The following is a 23,450-nucleotide window of genomic DNA, read 5'->3' on the forward strand; positions in this document are numbered from 1 at the left end:
CGGGTCAGGGGCGCCAGGTGTCGTTCAGCGTGACGTTCCCGCTCGCCGGGACGGTGGCCGTGTGGTTGGCCCCGCTCTCCCAGGTGACGTTCCCGCTCGCGTCCTTGCGGATGTACTTGTACTCGAAGGCGGTGCCGGCGGCCATGGCGACGTCCAGCTTCCACACCGGGTAGCTCGCCGGGGAGAGCGGCAGCGCGGCGCCGGTGTTCCAGTTGCCGAGCGCCGCGGTGTTGCCGACCAGGTAGACGCTCTGGCCCGTCGCGGTGGTGGCGTTGACCGCGAAGGAGGCACCGGCGGTGGAGGGGGCGGCGGTGGCGCTGGGGGTCGGGCTGGAGGTGGCGGTGGCGCACGGATCGCCGCTGCCGACCACGCCGTTCTTCACCGTGACGGCGCCGGTGCGCAGCGCGTAGTTGTTGCCGTTGTTGTTGTCCCAGGTGCCGGCGCCGTTGTTGAAGGTGGCGGCGAGGCCGGTGGCGCCGCCGAGGTCGATGCTCTTCTTCACCCAGCCGGTGCAGGCGGGGGTCATCGCCACGCCGGGGGCGGTGGTCCAACTCCCGCCGTTGGGGGCGTAGTGGAGGTTGTAGGCGGGCCAGTTCCGGTCGGTGCTGTAGAAGACGGTCGTGCCGTCGGCCGGCGTGGTGCTCGGGGACGGGCTGCCCGAGGGAGTGCCGGACGGGCTGGTGGAGGGGCTGCCGGACGGGCTGGTGCTCGGGCTGGGCGTGGTGCCGCCCACGCCGGTGCGCAGGGCGACGGCGTCGCCGGGCGGAACGGTGGTGGTGGCCTTGCCCGAGGCGTCGACGGTCACGGTGGTGCCGGTGCAGGCGCCGGTCGCGGTGAGGTCGCCGTGGATGACGTCGCAGTAGGTGCCGGCGGCGAGGCCGGTGCTGAAGGTCTGGGTGACGGCGGTGGAGCTGTTGTTGATCGCGACCCAGGCCTTGTTGCCGCGGCTGAAGGCGATGGCGTTGTTGCCGTTGTCCCACCAGTTGGCGACGGCCTGGCCCTGGGCGGCGTTGTGCCAGCCGACCATGTTGGCGATGCCCTGATTGCGGTCGGTGCAGGTCCAGGTGTTGGTGGAGCAGTTGGTGTCGGTGACGAAGCCGTTGGCATCGGCCGGCGGGGAGTCGTCCCGGTTGCCGAAGCGGAAGCCGGAGTAGACCTGCGGGGTGCCGTAGCCCCAGGCGAGTTCGAAGACGTGGGCGAGATTGTACTTGGCGCCGCTGTTGTAGGTGAGCGTGGTCTGGTCGCGTTCCAGGTCGTGGTTGGTCACCATGACCGCGGACTTGTCGCTCGGTTCGAGGCCCCAACTCTGCCCGAACGTTTTCAGGTTGGCGATGTTGCCGTTGAACTGGTCCTTGAGCTTGAAGGCGTAGGTGAACTCCAGCACGCTGCCGTTGCCCTCGAACGCGGCGGGTGCGAGCTGGCCGCCGCTGCCCGGGAAGATCTCCTGGTAGATGTAGGGCCGTCCGCCCCAGGCGGTGTCGTGAACCCGGGAGAGGATGGCGGCCATGTCGGCCTGCGCGACGTGCTTGGCCGCGTCCATCCGGAAGCCGTCCACCCCGGCGGCCACCATGCTGTTGAGATATCCGGCGATCTTGCCCCGGACGGAGTCCGACTCGGTGTTCAGGTCCGACAGCGAGAGCGACTGGCACTCCTGGACCTGCGCGACGCTGTTCCAGTCGTTGATGCCCAGGTCCGCGTTCGGGCACGGGGGCGAGCCGTGGAAGTCCGCTCGGCCGTACGGGATGTCGTTGTAGGTGTACGCGGCCGGGTTGAAGGCCGCGCCGCCGTAGGAGCTGCCACTGGTCTGGTTGACGCCCGCGGTGTGGTTGAGCACCGCGTCGGCGTACACCTTCACACCGGCGTTGTGGCAGGCCGTGACCATGGCCTTGAACTGGGCTTCGGTGCCCATCCGGCTGTTCAGGGAGTAGGAGACCGGCTGGTAGACCTCCCACCAGGGGTGGGCACCGTTCAGCTTGATCGAGTCGGCCGGCGGGGCGACCTGGACCGCGCCGTAGCCCTTCGGGCCGAGGACGTCGGTGCACTCCGAGGCGACGGACTTCCAGTTCCACTCGAAGAGGTTGGCGATCACGTCGCCGCCGTTCGGCGTCGCCGCGGCCTGCGCGTCGCCCTGGAAGGCGAGCGGCAGGACCACGCCGGCGACCAGGGCCCCGGCGGCGAGCAGGCCGACCGGTCCGCGTCCGGTGCGCGCCGACCGGTCCGGGCGGCGTCCGGAGGGTCCGGGCCGTTCCTCGGGCCGGGATTTGCGGATCAACTCGTTCATGGAAAAGCTCCGTTGGGTGGGTGGAAGGGGGTGTTCGACGGCATACCGCACACGTCGGGCGTGGAGCCCGGAACGGCGCGGAGAGGCAAGGCGGGCACGGCCGGGGCCGGGAAGCCGACTGGCGTCCGGGTACGAGCGGCAGCCCGGTGCGGCAGGACGTTCTGCAGGCCGTGGGGATCCCGCCAGGAGTTCCGGCGGGCCGGCCGTCGGACGGACGCGGGGGTGGACGTCCGGCTGGACGGCGGTGCGGGGCGCCCGGAGACTTCGGGGCGGGCGGTGGAGGATGTGAGACGACGATCCCGCCCTGGCGCGGGATCGTCAAGGGCTCATGCAAAGTCGTACATGAATGTGCTGCAAACCTTTTCAGGTCGGATCTCCCGACGGCGGGTCACCAGGCCGGCGGCAGAGCCCTGGTGAGCGTAGGTCGCTGCCGCGGGTGCGCCCGGGATGTTCCGCATCGGCGCGCCGCCCCGCGTGCGGCGTCCCGAACGGCTCCCCGGGCTCGGGCCGGCGTCGGGCGCGAAAGATCCGGCCGCGGAGCGGAGGGATTCGTGGCGCTATGCCGGTGTTCACAGGTGGCCGGGAAGCCTTTACAGCCCGGTCATGCGTCAGTAACCTCCTGGAAGCTCTTGCAGGTTCTTGCGCAAGTGGCCCCACCCACCCCCTGCCGCAAGGCAGTCCCCACCGCCTGCGGCCATGACCGAGGGACTCTCCCTTGACCGGACGAGCACGGCACCGGCGGCGCTCCACAGTCGCCGTCCTGACAGCGGCGGCGGCCCTGACCGCCGGTCTGCTGTCGACCGCTCCACTCGACACGGCCGCGACCGCGGCGACGACGGCCAGTACGGCCACCGGCAGCAACACCGCCACCGTCTTCTACTACACCAAGACCCACAACTGGTCGACGTACAACCTCCACTGGGCTCCGGACGGTGGTAGTTGGACCGCCACGCCGGGCACCGCCATGCAGGCGGCCTGCACCGACTGGGTGAAGAAGACCGTCGACCTGGGCAGCGCCAGCGGCCTGCAGGCGACGTTCAACAACGGCGCCGGCACCTGGGACAGCAACGGCGGCAAGAACTACACCCTGGGCACCGGCACGGTGGTGGTCAAGGACGGCGTGATCGCCCACAGCGACCCGTGCGGCGCCGACAACGGCGGCGGCAGCGCCTCGCCCGGCCCGGCCCCGAGCCAGTCCCCGGCGGGCGCGAGCACGACGGTCTACTACTACACCAAGTCGCGCAACTGGTCGGCCTACGACCTGCATTACGCCCCCAACGGCGGCACCTGGACCACCGTGCCGGGCGTCGCGATGGAGGGGGCCTGTACGGACTGGGTGAAGAAGACCCTCGCCCTGGGCACCGCGAACGGACTGGCGGCCACCTTCAACAACGGTGCCGGCAGCTGGGACAGCAACGGCGGCAAGAACTACGCCCTCGGAACGGGCGTGGTCACGGTCAAGGACGGCGTGGTCGGCAGTGCCGAGCCGTGCGGCACCGACGGCAGCCCCGGTCCCAGCCCCAGCGCGAGTTCGAGCCCGAGTACCTCCCCCTCGCCGTCGACCTCCCCCTCGTCCTCGGCGTCGCCGTCCTCCTCGGCGTCCCCGTCGCCGTCCGGCAGTAGCACCCCGCCGGCCGGGAACAGCGCCACCGTCTTCTACTCGACCGCGGCGGTGGGCTGGAGCACCGTCAACCTGCACTACGCCCCGACGGGCGGGGCGTGGACGGCGGTGCCCGGCGTCGGCATGGAACTGGCCTGCCCGGGCTGGTTCAAGCGCACCGTCCCGCTCGGCTCCGCGACCGTCATGGCGGCCACGTTCAACAACGGCCTCGGCACCTGGGACAACAACAACGGCAACAACTACGTCGTCCCGGCGGGCATCAGCACCGTGCAGAACAGCAAGGTCACGGCGAACACCGCCGACCCGTGCGCAGGCGTCAGGCCGGACACCACCGCGCCGAGCGTGCCGGGCTCGGTGAACGCCTCCGCCACCGACACGTCCATCGTGCTGACCTGGGAGCCGTCCACCGACGACACCCGGGTGACGGGCTACCAGATCACCCGCACCGGCGGCACCATGGGCACCTCGGTGATCACCGCCGGCTCGACGGTCTACTCCGACACCGGCCTGGAGGCGCGCACCGTCTACACCTACACGGTGAAGGCCCTGGACGCCGCCGGGAACGTCTCGGCGGCCTCGGCCGCCGCGGTCGCCACCACCGGTGACGCCCCGCCGCCCGCCAAGGCCGGCGAGATGATCGGGACCGACCCGCGCAAGGACCCGATCTACTTCGTGCTGACCGCCCGGTTCTACGACGGCGACACGTCCAACGACCGGGGCGGCAACCAGAACGTCGCCTCCGGCAACGCGGCGAACAACGACCCGATGTTCCGCGGCGACTTCAAGGGCCTCGTCCAGAAGCTCGACTACATCAAGGGCCTCGGCTTCTCCGCGATCTGGATCACCCCGGTCGTGCTGAACCGCTCCGACTACGACTACCACGGCTACCACGGCTACGACTTCTACAAGGTCGACCCGCGCCTGGAGTCCGCCGGGGCGTCCTACCAGGACCTGATCAACGCCGCCCACGCCAAGGGCGTCAAGATCTACCAGGACGTGGTCTACAACCACAGCTCCCGCTGGGGCGCCAAGGGCCTGTTCGTCCCGACCGTCTACGGCGTCCGGGACTCCCAGTGGTCCTGGTACTACGACGAGAAGGAGGACGGCTTCGAGTACGACGGCCTGACCATCGACCCGAAGACCGGCAAGTCGTACTACAACGGCGACCTCTGGTCCTCCACCCAGCCCGCCGGCCAGACCTGCGTCGGCTGGGGCACCCCGACGCAGTACAAGGGCCCCGAGGGCTACACCATCTACAACTGCCAGTGGCCGAACCCCACTTCGGGCATGTTCCCGTCCAAGTACTACCACCAGTGCTGGATCGGCAACTGGGAGGGCGAGGACTCGCGCTCCTGCTGGCTGGCGGACGACCTCGCGGACTTCGACACCGAGAACGCCGAGGTCCAGAACTACCTGATCGGCGCGTACAACAAGTACATCGACATGGGCGTCGACGGCTTCCGCGTCGACACCGCCGTGCACGTCCCGCGGGTCACCTGGAACCGGCGCTTCCTGCCGGCCATCCAGCAGCGCGTCACGCAGGACTGGGGGCCGGCCAAGGCGCAGAACTTCTTCGTCTTCGGCGAGGTCGCCGCGTTCGTCAACGACAAGTGGAACCGCGGCTCGGTCAACCACTCCGCGCAGTTCTACACCTGGAAGGAGCGCAAGGACTACACCAGCAACGACGTGCAGGCCGCCCTCGACCAGTACACCTACGAGGAGCAGCTCGGCACCGGCAACCAGCCGACGTCCACCAACGCCTTCCTGGACGGCAACACCTACCATGCGCCCGACCACGCGAAGTTCTCCGGCATGAACATCATCGACATGCGGATGCACATGAACTTCGGTGACGCGCACAACGCCTTCAACAACGGCAAGGACTCCGACGACTCCACCAACGACGCGACCTACAACGTGGTGTACGTCGACAGCCACGACTACGGACCCAACAAGTCCAGCGTCCGGTACACCGGCGGCACCGACGCCTGGGCCGAGGACATGGCCCTGATGTGGACCTTCCGCGGCATCCCGACCCTGTACTACGGCTCCGAGATCGAGTTCCAGGCCGGCAAGCAGATCGACTGCGGCCCGTCCTGCCCGCTCGCCACCACCGGCCGGGCCTACTACGGCGACCACGTCGAGGGCAGCGTCACCGCCTCCGACTTCTCGGTGGTGTCGAGTGCGAGCGGAGCGGTGGCCACCACGCTGCAGCAGCCGCTGGTCAAGCAGGTCCAGCGGCTCAACCAGATCCGCCGGGCGGTCCCCGCCCTGCAGATGGGCCAGTACTCCACCGAGGGTGTCAACGGCGGCGGCATGTCCTTCAAGCGCCGCTACACCGACGCCACCAGCGGGGTCGACTCCTTCGCCCTGGTCTCCGTCACCGACGGCGCCACCTTCACCGGCATCCCCAACGGCACCTACAAGGACGCCGTCTCCGGCGACGTCAAGGTCGTCGCCGACGGCACCATGGCGATCGCCGCCCCCGGGAAGGGCAACCTGCGGGTCTACGTCCTCGACCTGGGCGGCAAGAACGCCGCCCCGGGCAAGATCGGCACCGACGGTCCCTACCTGAAGTAGGGGAGGGTCGAGGCAACGCTCCACCAGCTGTGGCCGCCGGGTCCCCCGGCGGCCACAGCCTGCTTCGCCGCCCGGGGGCGCCCGGTGGGGGAGCGACGTCAGTGGCAGGTGACGCCGCTGCTCTGCCAGGTGGTGGCGTTGACCATGGTGGTGGGGGCGAAGGCCTCGGCGGGCATGTCCTTGCCGTTCTTGAGCTTGTCGTACAGAGTCTGGACGGCCAGGGCGCCGACGTCCTTGCCGTTGATGAACAGGGCGGCCTTCATGCCGGTGGGCCTGCCGCCGGCCCAGTTCTTGCAGGCGAGGTAGGCGCCGAGGCCCACCCCGATGACCCGGTCGGGGCCGATGCCGGCGTTCTCCAGCGCGGTGACGCCGCCCTGGACGTTCTCGTCGTTGCAGCCCCAGACGACCCAGTTCTTCACCCCGGGGTTCGCGGTCACGGTCGCGGCGATCCTGTCCTGGGCGCCGGTCGGGGTGTTGTCGGTGGCGACGTCGATGTTCTGGACACCGGCGCTGGCGCCGGCGGCGAAGGCCTCCTTGGCCGCCTTGACGCGGTCGGTGCAGACGGTGACGTCCTGCTTCCAGGCGGAGATGGTGCGGGTCTCGGCCGGGTTCCAGCCGGCCTTCCTGAACTCCTCGGCGGCCCGCTTGCCGACCTCTCCGCCCATCTGGGCGCCGGAGAAGCCGATCCGGGGCACCAGGTTCTGCTTCGCGCAGGTGGAGGGGTCGGGGCCGGTGGCGCAGATCTGGTCGTCGGAGGTGAGCAGCGCGACCTTGGCGTCCCGCGTGGCCTGGACCACCTGCGGGCCCACCGCCGGGTCGGGGACGACGACGATCAGGCCGTTGCTCTTCTGCGCGATGGCGGACCGGACTTCGCTGACGGTCCTGTTGGCGTCGCTGCCGAGGTTGACGATCCTGAGGTCGACGCCGAGCTCGGTCGCTTTGGCCTTGGCGCCCTCGGCCTCGCCGACGAAGTACTCCTGGTCGCCCTGCTTCTGGAGGTAGGTCATGGAGATCTTCCCGCTGACCGGAGCGATCGGGGCGTCCGCCCCCGAGGCCGAGGTGGACTCCTGGCCGGTGGAACAGGCACTGCTCAGACCGAAGGTGAGCAGGAGGCCGGTGGCGGCCACGGCTCGGCGTGGGGGCGTGGTGAACATGACGGCTCCAGTGGGGGGCGCGCGACTCTGCGCGGAAGGAAGGGTGCGTCGCAGGCCGGTAGGGCGGCCGGGCTGCTGGTGGTGGCTGGGGAGTCACGACGACGGGGGTAGGTGGCCGGACCCGAGGACCGGGGACGAGAGGTGCCCGGCGGAGGGGTGGGTGCCGGGCGCACACAGACGGAACCATGACAACAGAAGGAAACGGAATGCAACAGGTTCCGACGTGCAGTGACATGGAAGACCCTCATGCCGACGAGCGTCAAGAGATCGGACGTTAAAGAGATCGCCTTGACATTCCGTCACGGTCTGTCGGGGCATGCTTCCGGAGGCCTGGGGGGCGGCCCGACCGAGCCGTAGGATCCCCCGCGCGCACCGGCACGATTCCCCCGAGTGCCGCCCCACCAGCGGAAAGCCGACAGCCCGGTGGGCCCTTGACCGGCGGCCCACCGGGCTGCTGCTCTGCTCCTCCGCTCACCAGGAGGCCCGGCGCCGGCGAGCACAACACGCCGGGCCGGCGTCCTTCCAGACGCGCTGCACCGCGGAGAGGCTCCGAGGACGGCCTCCACCGCGTCCCCCCGGATGCTCACGGGCGGATGTTCGGTTTCACCACACGATCCCCCGTGAACGAACGTGTCACCGCCACGCCCTGGCAGCCGAAGCAGCGGAACCTCTCACCGTCGACGGCGACGACACGCTCCCGTACATCTCGCGCGCACCCGTCACGCGGTGGCGCTGGGCACCTTGAGGGGGTCGCGGGTGGCGGACTTCTTCGCCTCCTCCAGCTGCTCGCCGAGTTCGACCAGGCGGTTGCGGCCCATCGCCTTGCGGACCTCGGGGAACCACTCCTTCTCCTCCTCCTCGACATGGTGGCGGACGTTCTCCATCAGCACCGTCATCTTCGCGTCGAACCGCTCGTCCTCCGGGTCCATGCCGGCCAGCTCGGAGAGCATCCACACGACGACGTGGTGCTCCTCGACGCTCTCCAGCACGTGGTCCTTCGTGTCGGGCGCGGCCTCGCGGGCGGCCGGGTAGAAGACCTCCTCCTCGATGACGGCGTGGACCGTCAGCTCCTCGATCACCTGGTCGGCGATCCGGCGCTTCTCGGCGAAGGCCCGGTCGCCGGCCTTCTCGAAGGCCTTGAACAGGCTCTCGACGGTCTTGTGGTCTTCCTTCAGCAGCACGATCGCGTCCATGCGCGTTCCTTTCCGGGGTAGACGGCCCGTGGTCGGGCGCACGTGTACCCCGTGCGCCGCCGCGGACACCCGGGCGGCGCGCGGACCACCCGCACGGCCCGTCCCACCGCGCGAACGGCCCCGCGCGGCGCCAGACTCGCCCCGAACCCGACGCACCCACTCCGAAGGAGCACCGGATCCGCCGTGATGAGCGACCAGCACACCCCTCAGGACCCCACCTCCCAGCAGCCGCAGCCGCCGTTCCCCGAGCAGTCCCAGCCCCACCCGGGCAGCGGTGAGACCATGCGCCCCAGCCCCGACCACGGGGAGGACAGCTACCGCGGCGCCGGCCGGCTGGCCGGCCGCGTCGCGCTGATCACCGGCGGCGACTCCGGCATCGGCCGCGCCGTCGCCCTCGCCTACGCCCGCGAGGGCGCCGACGTCGCCTTCTGCCACCTCCCCGAGGAGGAGGCCGACGCGGCGGAGACCACCCGGCTGGTCGAGGACGCCGGGCGGCGCGCCCTCGCCGTCGCGGGCGACCTGCGCGACGAGGACTTCTGCGCCGAGCTGGTGGCCCGCTGCGTCGACGTGTTCGGCCGCCTCGACATCCTGGTCAACAACGCCGCCTACCAGATGTCCCAGCCCGACGGCCTCGCCGCGATCACCACCGACCAGTTCGACCGGGTGATGAGGACCAACCTGTACGGGATGTTCTGGATTACCCGGGCCGCCCTGCTCCACCTGCGCGAAGGCGCCTCGATCATCAACACCGCCTCCGTCCAGGCGTACAAGCCCAGCCCCCACCTCCTGGACTACGCCATGACCAAGGCCGCGATCGTCGCGTTCACCCAGGGCCTGGCCGGGCAGCTCGCGCCCGACGGCATCCGGGTGAACGCCGTCGCGCCCGGCCCGGTGTGGACGCCGCTGATCCCGGCGACGATGGACGAGGAGAAGGTCGCGCACTTCGGCGAGCAGTCCCCGCTCGGTCGCGCCGCCCAGCCCGCCGAGATGGCCCCCGCCTACGTCTTCCTCGCCTCCCAGGAGTCCTCGTACATCACCGCCGAGATCGTCAACGCCACCGGCGGCACGCCTCTGCCCTGACCAGCGGGGCCCCGGCCTCCGGGCCCCCGGGCTCGCGGAGGCCCGGACGGCGGGCGGCCGCATCCGGTCGAGCCGGGCGGGTTTGTGGCAGCGTGCCCGTGAGCGGACGGCAGGCCCGCCGAGACGACCGCCGGCCCCGGCGGGGATCGCCCACCCCGGGGCCGACAGGCGCCGCACACCCCGCCCTCGATCACTGACGAGACGGGGCGGTGGACAGAGGCTTGGCGGGATCACCAGCGGTCGGCCCCCTCTAGGATCGCCGTGTCCATTCGATGCGAGACAGCGAAAAGAGGGGCCACCGTGAGCGATACCCCAGGGCGTGAGATCGCGGCCGTCGTCCGGGAGACCGGTACCGGGCCGGTGATCGAGGTCTCGGGGGACCTGGACATCGACCAAGTCGACGTCCTGCATGCCGTGTTCAACCGGGTCCTGCTACGCACCCCGGCCCCGTCCGTGGTGCTCGTCGACCTGTCGGCGGTCCCGTTCTGCGATTCCAGCGGCCTCAACGAGCTGCTCCGGGCCCGCCTGCAAGCCGAGCAGCGCGGGACTCTCCTGGCTCTCGCCCGCCCCTCGCACCAGGTGGTCCGGCTGCTCGACGTCACCGGCACGGACCAGGTGTTCGAGGTGACCGAGGGGCCGCCGGCGCGCACCGCCTGAGAAGGGTCGGGACGGAACAGGCGGCCTCGTCGCTGGGGACGGTGACATGAGCGAGGGCTGACTCTCCCACGGCTGATCCGGAATCGCCGGGCGGCCGGCGGTGTCCGGAACTGTTGCCCTGAAACCCGTAGCACGGGTGTGCTGTGGCTCTTCCCGCCACACCGTCCCGTCGGCCGCAGCAGCAGACCGCCGTCGACGCCCTTCATCCGGCCACCACTTCCCCTTCCCGGTCCGTCCGGCCGTCCCGTCGGTCAGGCCCACGAACTCCCCGCCGAGAGAAGGACAGAGTCGAGGAGGAACACTGGCGCCCCTACCTGATGGCGGTCGTCCGCCGGACCGCGATGGAGTGGAGCGCGCGGACCAGGGGCCGCGTCGTGCTGCCGGAGGACTTCACCGAATGGGCCGAGCGCCTGGCGGACGAGGTGGAGACCGACGGCGTGCTGCTCGCGGCCGAGGAGACGGCCCTGGTCGCCAGGGCCTACGGGTCGCTACCCGAGCGCTGGCAGGTGCTGCTCTGGTGCTTCGTGGTGAAGGGTGAGCCGGCCGCCACCGTCGCCCAGCGGATGGGCATGACCCCGAGCGGCGTCCGCTCCCTCGCCGCCCGTGCCCGCGCGGGGCGTACCCGCGCGCGCACGTGGACGAGGACGCCGCCCCCGGAGTACCGCTGCCGCACCCCGCTGCCGACCGGCACGGCCCGCCGCCCGGGTCGGCGGCGGGCGCCGGCCTGCCATTCGGGGGAGTGCCCGCCCCGCGGGCGGGTGGCCGGGGACTTCCGCCGGGCCGACCGTCGCCCGGAGGGCGAGGCGCCGTGGCGTGCGGGGCCTGAGCCGGTGCGGTCCTGCCGAGCCGGAGTGACGGCTGAGCGGAGGTACCGCACCGCGCGGGCCCGTGGGCCGCTGGGCGGCGGCCGGCGGCCCACGGGCGCCGAGCAGCTTCGCGTACGCGATCGGGGCGTCCGCGTGCGGCAGAGCGGTGACCGTGACCCGACCCCCTCCCGACCCCCTCGGCCGCGTCGATCGGGCACGGCTGACCGCCGGCCGACAGCCTCGCGCTCGCCGCGCCGCCCATGGCGCTACGGGAGGCCGATGTGCTCCGACTGCGATGCCGCCCAACTCCGCTGTGCCGTGGGTAGCTTGTGCACGGCCCGGCAGTCCGCCCTCCCGCCGCCCGGCCGGGAGGGGTGACCGCGGTCCGCGGACGCGGGAGTGTGACCGGTCTGACAGACATGGCGCGGCACGGACGGGTTACCCACTGGGAGTGGAGATTGCCGGCATGGACGTGGTCGCGCGCGGAGCGAGCGTGCGAGGGCCCCGGGGAGCGGTGTTCGAGAATCTGGACCTGGGGGTGGAACCCGGCGGGCTGCTGGTGCTCCACGGGCCGGGCGGCTCGGGCCGGACGACGGCGTTGCTCGCGCTCGCGGGGCGGATGCGGCTGGACGGCGGAGCGGTTCGGGTGGGCGGGCACGTCCTGCCCCGCGACGGCCGTCGTGTCAGGGACCTGGTGGCGGTGGCCCGTGCGGAGCCCGCCCTCGGCCTGGACCCGGATCTGCGGGTGCGGGAGCTGGTGGACGAACGCCGCTGGTTGAGCCGCCGGCTGAGCAGAGCACAGCTCGGGGAGGCGTTCTCGGTCCTCGGCGTCGACGTGGACCACCGGACGCTGGTCCGGGACCTGCCGCCGGTGGAGGCACTGGGCGTGGCCCTCGCGCTCGCTCTGGCCACGCGCCCCGCCGTGATCGTCGCGGACGACGTGGACCGCGGGTGCCCGGCGGACGAGCGTGTCCGGGCCTGGCAGCTCGTGGGGCGGGTCTGCCGGGTGGGCTGCACGGTCGTGGCGGGCGCCCTCGACCCTCCCGCCTCCGGTTCCGGCCTCGACCCGGCGCCGGTGCTGGTGGCGCTGCCCCGCCGCAGCCACCTGCCCGAGCGGCCGGCGCCGGCCGCCGAGGAGGACGGGGCAGGCGAGCCGGCCGAGCCAGACGGGGCGGACAGGGCAGCCGAGCCAGACGGGACGGACGCGTCGGCGCGTCGGTCGTGGCGGTTGCTCGGGCGGCGGGAACCGGACGGCGGGCGCACCGGCGCGCGCCGGGGCGAGGAGGACGCATGACCGCGATCAGGCTGGCCGTGTTGGAGCTGCGCGGCTTCCGGGGCCCACTGAGGCGCTTCGTCCCGCTCGTGCTGTGCCTGGTTCCGCTGCTGTACGGCGCCATGTACCTGTGGGCGAACTGGGACCCCTACGGCAAGACGGGGCACATCCCTGTGGCGGTGGTCAACGAGGACCACCCGGCCGAGACCCGGCAGGGACAGCGGGTGGACGCGGGCGCCCAGGTGGTGACGGAGCTCAAGGCCTCACGGCAGTTCGACTGGGCGTTCGTCGACGAGGCCGCGGCCCGCGACGGCCTGGAGCGCGGGCGCTACGCGTTCACGATCCGGATCCCCGCCGACTTCAGCGCCGGCCTCGCCACCGGCCCCGACACCCAGCCCGAACAGGCCCGGATCCACATCCTGCTCAACGACGCGAACAACTACATCGCGGGCGTCATGACCGAGGTCGTCGAAGCGAAGCTGCAGGAGCAGGTCAACTCCGCCGCGCACGAGGCCTACGTCCGCGGCGTCTACGGTCGGCTCGCGGACATCGGCGGGAAGCTGGACACGGCGGCGCAGGCGGCCCAGGGGCTGGTGAACGCCACCACCGTGGCCCAGCAGGGTAGTTCAGCCGCCGCGGGCGCGAGCGCCACGCTGCGGTCCGGCTCCACCCAGCTCGCCGACGGCGCCCAGAAGCTGAGCCAGGCCACGACCCAGGTGCACGCGGCGGCGACCGCCCTCGGCGAGGCCGCGCCGCCGCTGGGCGCGGCCGCCGACGCCGTGGTGAGCGCGGCCACTCTCGTCACCCAGGGCGTGGACGCCGTCCACACCGCGACGTCGACGGTGAAGCAGGGAACCGCCAAGGCGGTGACCGATCTGGACCACCTGGCCGCGGCGCACCCGGGACTGGGCGACGACCCCCTGTTCCAGCGCCTCCAACAGGACGTGACGGCGGCCGACGCCGCGGCCGGGCAGATCGACGGTCACGCCGCCACCGCCGCCGGCAACGCCCACGCGGCGCTCCAGCAGGCCGTCGGTCTCCGGAGGACGGCCGCGGCCGTCCAGCAGTCGGCCCAGAACGCGCAGACCCCGCTGGCCCTGGTCGACTCCGGCGCCCGGAGCATCGCCGCCGGGACGGCCACCGTGTCCACGGGGCTGTCCGCCCTTCAGCAGGGATCCGTGGCGCTGCAGACCGCCGCCGACCAGGCCCACAACGGCGCCACGACCCTGGCCACCGTGATCGACGACGGGAAGAAGCAGGTGCCCGTCCTGGACTCGGCCCAACTGGAACACGCCGCCGAGGTGTTGGGGACACCCGTCGCCATCGACCGGTCGAACCTCCACCCGGCCGGCGTGTACGGCCGCGGACTGGCCCCGTTCTTCTTCGGCATCGCGCTGTGGGTGTTCGGCCTCTTCGCCTACCTCTTCCTGCGACCGGTCAACACCCGGGCGCTGGCCGCCCGCACCCGGGCCTCCACCGTCGCCGTGGCGGGCTGGCTCCCGGCCGCGGCGCTGGGCGTGCTCGGGGCCGTGATCCTCTACGGCGTCGTCAGCGCCGGTCTCGGGCTGCACGCCGCCGCCCCGTGGACGACCGTCCTGCTCCTCACGGTCGGCGCCGCCGCGTTCATCGCCATCGACCACTGCCTGCGGACGGCGTTCGGTACGGCGGGCGACGTCCTGTCACTGGTCCTGCTCATCCTGCAGCTCACCGCCTCCGGCGGCCTGTACCCGATGCAGACCACCCCGGCACCGTTCCAGGCGGTCCACCCCTTCCTGCCGATGACCTACCTGGTCGACGGGCTCCGGGTGACGATCAGCGGCGGCCCGTCCTCCCATGTCATCCGGGACATCGCCGTTCTGGCGGGTTTCGGTGTCCTGTTCCTGGTCCTCACCTCGCTGGCCGTGCGCCGTCGGCGCGTGTGGACGGTCGCCCGGCTCCACCCCGACCTGGACCTCTGACGGACGGACCCGACCGCGGCCCCGCACGGGGGCGCCGTGCGGCTCGCCCTCACGTCGAGGGCGGGCCGCACGGCGCCCGGCCCTCCCCGTCAGCCGGTCGTGGGGATCCGGCCGACCACGGACCAGCCGGTCCAGCCTCCGCCGGCCGGGTCGGCGGCGTGGGCCATGACGCCGTCGGTGCGCAGGGCGAACACCTCGGCCGTCCTGGTGTCCGGGTTGTAGACCGTGGTGGGGGAGCCGCCGTACTTCCAGTCACCGGTCATGATCCAGGGCGTCCAGCCGGCGGCGCGGCTCCAGGCGGCGCGGCGATGTCGCGGACCTGGCCCGCGGCGGCGGAGGCGGTGCGGCCTATGGTGGCGGTGGTCCCGCGGGCGGGCGGGCCCGCGGGGAGGGTGGCCGGCTGACCGCGGTCACGCCGGGCCCGGACCGATGGTGGGCCGCGGAGGCGGCGGCCCCGCCTACCACATCACCGGGAGCCGTTCGGGAATCCGCTTCATGAAGCCCGTCCGCCAGACCAGTTGAGCGACGGGAACGGCGAGTTCGAGGTCCGGCAGCCGGTCGAGCAGGGTCTCCAGGGCGATCCGGGCGTGAACGCGTCCGAGCGCGGTGGCGGGGCAGTAGTGGGAACCGCCGCCGAAGGAGAGGTGGTCGGCGGCGTTGGCGCGGTCGAGGTCGAAGCGGTGCGGGTCGGGGAATTCCTCCGGGTCGAAGTTCGCGCCCTCGACCAGCACCAGGACCAACTCCCCCTGTTGGACGTCGACATCGCCGAGCCGCACGTCGGCGAGTGCGAGCCGGGGCAGGGCATCTCCGATGGAGAGGTTCACCCGCAGCAGTTCCTCCACGCCCGCGTCGAGCAGGTCGCGGCGGTCGCGCAACAGGTGCCAGGTGTCGCGGTGGGTGAGGAGGTGGACCAGGGCCATGGTGAGGAAGCCGGAGGTGGAGACGGTGCCGGCGCCGAACATGGTGACGCCGACGGTGGCCAGCATCTCGTCGGTCAGGTGCGCGTAGTCCGGGTCCTCGCGCAGGGCGGAGAGTTCGCCCACCAGGCCGGAGGTGGCGGGGTCGTCGAGCAGGACGGTCATGCGGGCGATGTCGCGATCCCAGTTGATCGCGGCGCCGGCGATCGGGCAGGCCGAGTTCATGAAGGCGATGTCCAGGCTGCGCAGGAACGCGCGGCCCTCGCTCTGCGCAATGCCGAGGATGCGGCAGTGCAGCCCCGCGGAGTACGGCTCGCAGAACGCGCCGCGCAGGTCGGCCGTGGGGCCGTCCTCGACGAGCCCGTCGACGAGCCGCTCGGCCTCCTGGCGCAGCCATCGCACCAGCCCCGGCGACTTCGGGTTCAGCGCCTTCAGCACCGCTCGGCGCAGTCCGGCGCCGGTGATGTTGCCCATGTTGTTGACGACCTCGGGCGGGATCGTCAGGGCGTACTGGCGCGGCACGCCCGGTGCCGAGGTGTCCTTCAACGAGAACCGGTCGTCCGTCAGGACCTGCTTGCACAGCCGGTACGAGGACACCAGCCAGGCCTCGTCCCCGGCGATCGTGCGCACCCGCCGGACCGGGGTGGCCGCGCGCAGCCGCGCCAGGTCGGCGGGGAGCCGGGTGCCGTCCCGGGAGAACGGGAAGTCGAGCAGGCCGGGGCTGGCGACGGCCGGGTGCCCGGTCGTGGTGGTCGTGCTCATGCGCGGGCTCCTCCGGCGGGGGTGACGATGGCGTGGCCCTGGTTGCGGGAGGCGCGCAGGCCGGCGCCCCGGGCGTACAGGAGTTCGGCGAGTGGCAGGAGTTGGTGGTAGCAGTTGAGCGAGGACGGCACGCCGATGATTGCGGGGGTGTCGAGGAACAGCGGCGCCTCGGCGCACACGTACTCCAGGCACACGGCGCGCTGCCGTTCGGTGGGTTCCTGCCCCCGTGCGGTCAGGAACCGGCTCACCAGGTCGTCGCAGGCCCGGCGCAGGTCGGCGTCCGTTTCGAGGCGGCGCGTCAGCTGCCGGTGGATCTCCTGGTAGGCGGTGTTGGGGCGGAAGTCGGACATGGGCCGCCAGTGCAGCCGCGTCTGTCCCGGATCCGCCGTCGTCACGGCGTCGCGGACCTTCGCCCGAACGCTCCGCAGGTTCTTCGCCGCCTTTCTGCGGGCGTCGTCGGGGCCGTACCCGCACGCCTCGTACATCTCGGCCACATGGAGGTCGGTGTAGACGAAGTCGACCCGGCCGTAATGGTCCAGGCCCCAGGCGGCGAGGTCGTGCAGGCGCTGGGCGGAGAAGTAGCTGTTGCCGGGCGAGACGCCGATGACGGCGTGCGCGCCCTCGTCGTGGATGACCTCGCAGTGGCGCGTGTAGGGCTTGACCCGGAACACGTCGGCGGCCTTCACCGGGGGTGCTGTGATCACACGCGTAGTCCTCCACCGCGCGCTGCTGCCGACCGGGCCCCGTGCCCCTCGGTGTGACGCCGCGGCCCCGTCACTCTATCCGCAGTGCACGGGCACTGACAGTCACCGCCGGGCTTTGTCCGAAACGGTGGCCGGCGTCCGCACGCCGCGGGCCCCGACCAGGGGCGGCCGGGACTCCCTCGCCCAGCGCCACGCGTCCGGGAACCGGCTGCGGGCCTTCGCGGCCGGCGCCGGCCACGAGCCGCGGGCGCCGCCGGGGCCGGCCGGCGGGTGTCCGTCAGCTGTCGTCGGAGAGGTCCCGGGCGAGGAGCTGGGCCGTGAGTTCCATGCACCGCATCCGGGCTGGTGAGAAGTCGTAGGGCATCTTCGCGGCCGTCTCGAAGGCGCTCATCCCGGTGTCCTCCTCGGCATGTGATGCGGCATGTGATGCGGCATGTGATGCGGCATGTGATGCGGCGTCCGGTTCGGCGTCGTAGAGCTCGAAGAGCTTCTCCTCGGCCGCGTCCAGTCCGGCCGCCTCGATCGCCCGTAGCAGCGCCTTGTGGTGGCCGCAGTTCTGCGCGGCGAGCTCCTCGACGCGCGGATCGTGGGGGTCGACGCCGTCGTCGAGCGCGGCGCCGGCCGCGTCGAGGCGGTCCGCTTCGGCCCGCAGGTCGGGGTGGGTGGCCAGGATGATGAACACACTGGCCTGGATGGCGGCGCCCAGCGGTCCGAAGATGCGTTGCGTGATCAGCAGGGCGTCCAGATCGGAAGGGAGCAGTGCGCCCGGGGGCAGGTGGCTGAGCCGGTCCGTCACCAGCGGGGAGAGCAGGCCCAGCGGGCTGCCGACGGCCCGCAGGCGCTGGACGGCGGCGCGCTGACGCTTGAGGTCGGCCTCCTTGGCGGCGAGGGCGCGCTCCAGCCGGGCCAGGGTCTGCTCGATGTCGAGGGCGTCGTCGAAGGCCGTCCGCATGTCGTCCAGGCCGATTCCGGCCTCCGCCATTCTGCGGATCCACAGCAGGCGGACCATGTCGTCGTAGCTGTACCGGCGGCGGCCGTCTCCTCCCCGCTCGGGCTCCGGCAGCAGACCGATCTGGTGGTAGTGGCGAACGGCGCGCGGGGTGGTCCCGGCGAAGGCGGCGGCGTCACCGATCCTCACCTGGCGAGGAGGCGTGAACGAGGAGTACATCGCAGACAGGGCCTTTCGTGCTGTGGTGCCCTCGACGACACCACATGCCGCTACGGCATCTGCAACCCCCCATCCGGGCCCGGTGGTCGGGGTGCCCGGCCGTGGCCTGTCGCCCCGACCGGGCCGGGGAGAGCGGGTGGGCACCCGGCTCACAGCGCGCGGCAGGGCCTCGTGCCGTCGCTACGGAGTGCCGTCCTCCGCCGGACGGGCCTGCACGTCGTGTCCGTCATGCTCCTCGGGCCCCGGAAGCGCCGCTGGTCCTTCGAGTTGCCGGATCAGCGCCTTGAGCGCCGTGACCTCGTCGTGCAGCGCCTGCCTGCCCGCCTTGGTGAGATGGATCCAGGTGCGGGCGCGTCTGCCCTCGTAGCCCTTGTCGATCGTGACCAGGCCCGCCTTCTCCAGGACACCGAGGTGCTGGGAGAGGTTGCCGGCGGTGAGACCGAGCGTGTCGCGCAGGAAGGTGAACTCCACCCGCCGGGCTTCCCTGGCCACCGCGAGGATGCCCAGGCGCACCCGTTGGTGCACGACGTCGTCGAGGCTGCTGGTGGGATGCTCGCTCATTCGGCTGACCGGCTCTGGAACCGCTGCCGCAGGGCGAGGACGGCACTGCCGAGCAGCAGCACGCCCCCCGAGAACAGGAGGTCCCAGCCGCCCCACGCGGAGGCGGTGGGGCGGTTGTCGAAATCGAGCAGCAGGGCCAGGTAGGCGCAGGTGATGGCGAGGAGCAGCCAGCTGCGTTCGATCCGGGCGAGCAGCAGCAGCGCCAAGCCGATCGATCCGGCCGGGCTCTCCACCGCGTTGTAGAGCGTGTAGAGGAACGTCGGTTCGCGGAAGTGGGGGTAGGGCGCCGTCCCCAGCGCCGCCCACACCTGGTAACCCGTGGTGAGCACGGCCAGGACGAGGCCGACGGCCAGGTAGGGACCGACCCGGGTGCCCACACCGAGCCGGGCGGAACGGCGCAGGTAGAACCAGCCGATCAGGGCGAACGCCAGCCCCAACGCCACCGGGTAGTACCAGATCGCCAGCCGGACGTTGTCGCCCTGGCCGAAGCGGACCACCGGCGCAGCGCCGAACCGCACCACGGCGAAGACCAGGAGCGGGAACCAGGCTCCGCGCTGCTCACGGCGGACACGGCGGACCAAGTCCCGTTGCATCGTCAGGAGATGGCGAGGGTCGCCCGCGGCCGGGCCAGGATGAGTTGTCATGCAGACAGGTTTGCACAACAAACTTGTTCTGCCTAGAGATCTCCTTGCGGTGCGCCCTCGGTGACGACGGATCCGGACCGGCGGCGTCGAGCGTGGCTCGGTCGGACCGGCTCGGGCGGCTTGCCTTCAACCGGACTTGAGGTTCTACGGTCTTCGTATGACCCGCCCGGCAGGTGCCGGGCCCGCGGATTCCACCTGAGCACCACGAGGGGACACCCCATGACGACCCAGCAGATGTCCGACGTCGAGCTCGCCGGCCAGCCCGCCGCGTACTGGACCGGTGTCGCCTACGAGTCGCTCATCGCGTTCACCCGGGCCCGGCAGGCCGAGAAGGGCTACACGCAGCCGCAGTTCTGGCTGCTGCGCAATCTGTCGGTGAACGACATCTCGCCCGACGGCGCGGGCATGACGCTGTCCGAGCTGCGGGAGGCGATGGCCTCGTACCTCCGGCCCGAGGACGACCTGGCGGCGGAGGCCGCGGTGCTCCTGGAGCGCGGCTGGCTGAGCCGGGACACCGGGGACCGGCTCCGGCTCACCGAGGAGGGGGAGCGGGCCCGCCTGGACCTGGCGCGCAACGCCCCCGCGATCCGCGCCGCGCTCCACGAAGGCATCGACGACGCGGACTACGTCACCGCCTTGAAGGTGCTCCGGCGACTGATCCGCAACGCGGGCGGGCTGCTCGCCTAGCGGCCCCTGGCCCGGGCGTCCGGCCCGGGCCAGGGGCGCACCACGGCCCCGGGCCTCCGCCCCGCGGCTCAGCCGCGGGTCTCGGCTGCGGGTCTCAGCCGCGGTCGAACACGACCTCCGGGCGGCACCATCCGGTCGGCTGCCAGTGGCTCACGCCGCTCGTGGCCGCGCGAAAGCCGCTGCGCCGCCGTCGGTTCGCCCGCCGTCGGTTCGCCCTCCATCGGTTCGGCCGCCGTACCGACGGCGGCCGTCGGGAACTCAGCCCGTGGCACGCTCCCAGCCCGGGTCGCGGCCGGAGGCGGCGAGGGCGCGGTCGAGGGACGAGGCGGTGGCGGCCACCGGCACCGCCTCGGCGAAGCCGCCGTACTGGCGGTAGATCTCGGCGTTCTCCTCGACCACCGTGAGAACCAGACGGGCCAGATCGTCGTCGACGTCCGCCTGCCGGCCGGTGGCCCGGGCGACGTCCCAGCCGTGGAGCACCATCTCCTTGACCACCATCCGGGCGACCGATGCCGCCGACACCGACATCCCGCCCAGATCGATCTCACCCTCCCAGGCCGCCGGGTCCGACCAGGCCGCCACGGCACGGTCGAGCTGGTCCGCGTAGGCGAGCGCCCAATCGGGGTCGGCGGTGAAGTCGCGCGCCACCAGTTCCTCCGGCAGCGGCTCCCGGCGTGCCCGGCGTTCGAGGCCGTGGGAGGTGTACAGCACCCAGTGGTTGACCAGGGTCCTGGTGTCGAACGCGGTGCAGGGCGTCGGCCCGTCCAGGTGCTCCGGTCGGACACCGCGGGCGATGCGCGCGGCCTCCGCTGCGGCGCGGGACATGAGGGGGTGGAGTGCGTGACCGTTCATGTGCCGATCCTCGCCCCGGGGGCCGGGCGCCGTCTTGAACAAACGCGACGGCTAGCCTGGCGGCATGACCTTCCCGGACCTCGGACGCGGAGTGCTCCATCCCGACCGGGCCGCGGCCGCGATCAGCCTGATCCGGTACGAGCCCGCCCCGGAGCTGGCGCGTTTCGTCGAGTTCTACTGGCTGGTGCGCTGGAACCGTGACGGCCTGCCCGCCCACGAGCAGAAGGTGCTCGTCCACCCCAGCGTCCACCTCGTCCTGGAGGCGCCGGCGGCCCACGTCCACGGGGTCGGCAAGTCCCTCTTCGTCCGCAGGCTGGAGGGGACCGGCCACGTCCTCGGAGCCAAGTTCCGCCCCGGCGGCTTCCGCCCGTTCACCGACCGCCCGGTGGCCGACCTGGCCGACCGGATCGTCCCGGCGGCCGAGGTCTTCGGCCCCGGGGCGGACCGGCTCAACGACGAGGTGCTCCGCGGTGCCGGGGACCTCGACGCCCTCGCCGCCCGGGTGGACTCCTTCCTGCTCGCCCGGACGCCCGCGCCCGACCCGGTGGCCGAGCAGGTCGCCGCGATGGTCGAGCGGATCGCCGGCGCCACCGATCTGCGCCGGGTCGACCAACTGGCCGAGGAGTTCGGCATCACCGTGCGCCGCCTGCAGCGGCTGTTCGCCGAGTACGTCGGGGCCACCCCGAAGTGGGTGCTGCGCCGGGCCCGCCTGCACGAGGCCGCCGAGCGAGCCGACCGCGGTACCGACATCGACTGGGCGGCGCTCGCCGCCGACCTCGGCTACGCCGATCAGGCCCACCTCACCCGCGATTTCACGGCCACGGTCGGTACGTCACCGGTCCGCTACGCCTCGGGAAGGCCGTAACTCCGGTCCCCGGCAGGCGGGTTGCCGCCTGCACCGAGGGTCCGGGCCGTTCCCTCCGCCGATGGGGTTCGACCAGGGGATGACCGGTCGCGGCCTGCCCGGAATCCACTCGCCGATACCGGGCCGATTCTGTCCGGTATCGGCCATAACGTGTGGTCGACAGCACGACGTACCCCAGGAGAAACACCCGTGAACCTCGTCTCGATCCGCGTCATCACGGCCGACGTCGCACGACTGGTCGGCTTCTACGAGCGCGCCACCGGCGTGACGGCGCAGTGGGCCAACGAAGACTTCGCCGAACTCACCACCGCCACGGCCGCGCTCGCCATCGGCAGCACCCGCACCGTCCCGCTCTTCGCGCCCGGCTCGGCCGAGCCGGGCGCGAACCGCAGCGTCGTCATCGAGTTCCTCGTCGACGACGTCGACCGCGTGCACCGCGACCTGACCGGCGTCGTGGAGGACTTCGTCAACGAGCCCACCACCATGCCCTGGGGCAACCGCTCGCTCCTCCTCCGCGACCCCGACGGCAACCTGGTGAACTTCTTCACCCCGGTGACCCCGGCCGCCCGGCAGAAGTTCGCCCGCTGACCTCCCCGGTCCGGAACGGCGAGCCGCGGCACCCGGAGGGCGGGGCCGCGGCTCGTCCGCACGGGCCGGGGCGCGGGACGTGGGCCGGTCGGTGGCCTGATCCGCTCGCGCGGGATCCGGTCATCGGCGGCCCGTCCGCGGCCGTTCCCCAGGGCCGGCGAGCGTGGCGTTGTATCGTCGCCCGATGGCGAGGACATTGCGGTTGGCGGTGGCGCAGAGCACGGTCCCGGAGGACCCGCGGGACGAGGAGGCGATCCGGGGCGCCGGGCGGCAGATGCGGGCGCTGATGCGTCAGGCGGCGGGTGCGGGCGTCCGGTTGGTGCAGTTCCCGGAGGGCTCGCTCGTCTACCCGGACAAGCACGTGGTCGCCGGCCGCCCGGAGGGAGGCCTCGGCCCGGCGAGCTGGGAGGGGGCCGCCTGGGACGTCCTGCGCGAGGAGGCGGAGGCGGTCGCCGGGCTCGCGGGGGAGCTGGCCCTGTGGACGGTGTTCGGCTCGATCCACCCCCTCACCGCCCCCGGCCGCCCGCACAACAGCCTCTACGTGGTCTCGGACCAGGGCCGCCTCAGCGCACGTTACGACAAGCGTTTCCTCTCGCACACGGAGCTCTCCTACCTCTACACCCCGGGCACCGACCCGCTCGTCTTCGACGTGGACGGCATCCGCTTCGGAACCGCCCTGTGCATCGAGGCGAACTTCCCCGCCCTGTTCGCCGAGTACGAGGCCCTGGACGTCGACTGCGTCCTGCTCTCCGTCATGGTCGACGACGCCGCCCGCGCCACCCTCGCCCAGGCCTACGCAAACCTCCACTCCTACTGGCTCGGTTACGCCCTGCCCGCCCAGTACAGCGCCACCGTCCCCGCCGGCCTGGTCGCCCCGGGCGGCCGCTGGCTCGCGCGCTGCCCCGGCGACGGCCGGCCCGGCCTCGCCATCGCCGACCTCGACCTCGACAGCACCGAGCCCGACATCCATACCGCCCTGCACCTCGTCCGCCCCTGGCGCCGCCTCGCCCGCACCGGCCTCTACGACGGCCACACGGCGGCCGACGACCCCCGCAGCGCCGACCGCACCGCGTTCTGACGGCAGACGATCCCGTCCCGC

The 23,450-nt window shown here is 72.2% G+C and carries 19 protein-coding genes; 9 read left to right on the forward strand and 10 right to left on the reverse strand.

What is annotated here, in order from left to right; all coding sequences use genetic code 11:
- Positions 1-4: 4 nt before the first annotated feature.
- Positions 5-2,281, reverse strand: a complete 2,277-nt coding sequence (locus tag ABZ495_RS13745) for a carbohydrate-binding module family 20 domain-containing protein (RefSeq protein WP_359835826.1) — start codon at positions 2,279-2,281, stop codon at positions 5-7.
- Between the two features lie 715 nt (positions 2,282-2,996).
- Between ABZ495_RS13745 and ABZ495_RS13750 the strand changes: the two genes are divergently transcribed.
- A complete protein-coding gene (locus ABZ495_RS13750) occupies positions 2,997-6,482 on the forward strand; it encodes a carbohydrate binding domain-containing protein (protein WP_359835828.1) in 3,486 nt (1,161 codons plus the stop codon).
- A gap of 98 nt (positions 6,483-6,580) precedes the next feature.
- Here the strand turns inward: ABZ495_RS13750 and ABZ495_RS13755 are convergent, their stop codons facing one another.
- On the reverse strand, positions 6,581-7,636 hold the full coding sequence (locus ABZ495_RS13755) for a substrate-binding domain-containing protein (RefSeq protein ID WP_359835831.1): 1,056 nt from the start codon (positions 7,634-7,636) through the stop codon (positions 6,581-6,583).
- A 719-nt stretch (positions 7,637-8,355) separates the two neighbouring features.
- Positions 8,356-8,829 (reverse strand): hemerythrin domain-containing protein, encoded by a 474-nt coding sequence (locus tag ABZ495_RS13760; RefSeq protein WP_329485275.1) that lies wholly within the window; start codon positions 8,827-8,829, stop codon positions 8,356-8,358.
- Positions 8,830-9,015: 186 nt separating this feature from the next.
- On the opposite strand from ABZ495_RS13760, the gene ABZ495_RS13765 reads away from it, so the two are divergent.
- The 4 genes from ABZ495_RS13765 to ABZ495_RS13780 all read left to right on the forward strand — a co-directional run bounded on the left by ABZ495_RS13765 (position 9,016) and on the right by ABZ495_RS13780 (position 14,603).
- Positions 9,016-9,909 carry an SDR family oxidoreductase gene (locus tag ABZ495_RS13765; protein ID WP_359835833.1) on the forward strand — a complete coding sequence of 298 codons (894 nt, stop codon included), beginning with the start codon at positions 9,016-9,018 and terminating at the stop codon, positions 9,907-9,909.
- Positions 9,910-10,209: 300 nt separating this feature from the next.
- Positions 10,210-10,566 carry an STAS domain-containing protein gene (locus ABZ495_RS13770; RefSeq protein ID WP_359806682.1) on the forward strand — a complete coding sequence of 119 codons (357 nt, stop codon included), beginning with the start codon at positions 10,210-10,212 and terminating at the stop codon, positions 10,564-10,566.
- 1,320 nt (positions 10,567-11,886) lie between these two features.
- Complete coding sequence (locus ABZ495_RS13775) at positions 11,887-12,666, forward strand: ATP-binding cassette domain-containing protein (protein ID WP_359806685.1); 780 nt, start codon at positions 11,887-11,889, stop codon at positions 12,664-12,666.
- Positions 12,663-14,603 carry a YhgE/Pip domain-containing protein gene (locus tag ABZ495_RS13780; RefSeq protein ID WP_359835835.1) on the forward strand — a complete coding sequence of 647 codons (1,941 nt, stop codon included), beginning with the start codon at positions 12,663-12,665 and terminating at the stop codon, positions 14,601-14,603. Before ABZ495_RS13775 ends, ABZ495_RS13780 begins: the two co-directional genes overlap by 4 nt.
- 89 nt (positions 14,604-14,692) lie before the next feature.
- Here ABZ495_RS13780 and ABZ495_RS13785 read toward each other — a convergent pair whose 3' ends face one another.
- From ABZ495_RS13785 to ABZ495_RS13810, 6 genes are all read right to left on the reverse strand, one after another.
- Positions 14,693-14,866, reverse strand: a complete 174-nt coding sequence (locus ABZ495_RS13785; RefSeq protein WP_359806689.1) for a hypothetical protein — start codon at positions 14,864-14,866, stop codon at positions 14,693-14,695.
- A gap of 195 nt (positions 14,867-15,061) precedes the next feature.
- Positions 15,062-16,282, reverse strand: coding sequence for a cytochrome P450 (locus ABZ495_RS13790; RefSeq protein WP_359835837.1), 1,221 nt, complete (start codon positions 16,280-16,282; stop codon positions 15,062-15,064).
- On the reverse strand, positions 16,279-16,986 hold the full coding sequence (locus ABZ495_RS13795) for a tRNA-dependent cyclodipeptide synthase (RefSeq protein WP_359806694.1): 708 nt from the start codon (positions 16,984-16,986) through the stop codon (positions 16,279-16,281). Before ABZ495_RS13795 ends, ABZ495_RS13790 begins: the two co-directional genes overlap by 4 nt.
- A 277-nt stretch (positions 16,987-17,263) precedes the next feature.
- Entirely contained in the window at positions 17,264-18,154 is an 891-nt protein-coding gene (locus ABZ495_RS13800; protein WP_359835839.1) for a MerR family transcriptional regulator, read from the reverse strand.
- Between the two features lie 180 nt (positions 18,155-18,334).
- Positions 18,335-18,715, reverse strand: coding sequence for a transcriptional regulator (locus ABZ495_RS13805; protein ID WP_359835840.1), 381 nt, complete (start codon positions 18,713-18,715; stop codon positions 18,335-18,337).
- Positions 18,712-19,296 carry a hypothetical protein gene (locus ABZ495_RS13810; RefSeq protein WP_359835842.1) on the reverse strand — a complete coding sequence of 195 codons (585 nt, stop codon included), beginning with the start codon at positions 19,294-19,296 and terminating at the stop codon, positions 18,712-18,714. The genes ABZ495_RS13805 and ABZ495_RS13810 overlap by 4 nt, the downstream gene beginning before the upstream one ends.
- A 282-nt stretch (positions 19,297-19,578) precedes the next feature.
- On the opposite strand from ABZ495_RS13810, the gene ABZ495_RS13815 reads away from it, so the two are divergent.
- Positions 19,579-20,046 carry a MarR family winged helix-turn-helix transcriptional regulator gene (locus ABZ495_RS13815; RefSeq protein WP_359835844.1) on the forward strand — a complete coding sequence of 156 codons (468 nt, stop codon included), beginning with the start codon at positions 19,579-19,581 and terminating at the stop codon, positions 20,044-20,046.
- A gap of 258 nt (positions 20,047-20,304) precedes the next feature.
- On the opposite strand, the gene ABZ495_RS13820 is transcribed toward ABZ495_RS13815, so the two are convergent.
- On the reverse strand, positions 20,305-20,898 hold the full coding sequence (locus ABZ495_RS13820) for a TIGR03086 family metal-binding protein (protein ID WP_359806703.1): 594 nt from the start codon (positions 20,896-20,898) through the stop codon (positions 20,305-20,307).
- Positions 20,899-20,962: 64 nt separating this feature from the next.
- On the opposite strand from ABZ495_RS13820, the gene ABZ495_RS13825 reads away from it, so the two are divergent.
- The 3 genes from ABZ495_RS13825 (at position 20,963) to ABZ495_RS13835 (ending at position 23,429) form a co-directional block, all read left to right on the forward strand.
- Entirely contained in the window at positions 20,963-21,763 is an 801-nt protein-coding gene (locus ABZ495_RS13825) for a helix-turn-helix domain-containing protein (protein ID WP_359835846.1), read from the forward strand.
- A 189-nt stretch (positions 21,764-21,952) separates the two neighbouring features.
- Positions 21,953-22,351 (forward strand): VOC family protein, encoded by a 399-nt coding sequence (locus ABZ495_RS13830; protein WP_352292756.1) that lies wholly within the window; start codon positions 21,953-21,955, stop codon positions 22,349-22,351.
- A gap of 184 nt (positions 22,352-22,535) precedes the next feature.
- Positions 22,536-23,429, forward strand: a complete 894-nt coding sequence (locus ABZ495_RS13835) for a carbon-nitrogen hydrolase family protein (protein WP_359835848.1) — start codon at positions 22,536-22,538, stop codon at positions 23,427-23,429.
- The last annotated feature ends 21 nt before the right edge of the window (positions 23,430-23,450 follow it).

The sequence above is a fragment of the Kitasatospora sp. NPDC005748 genome, from assembly GCF_040630735.1.
GTDB lineage: Bacteria > Actinomycetota > Actinomycetes > Streptomycetales > Streptomycetaceae > Kitasatospora.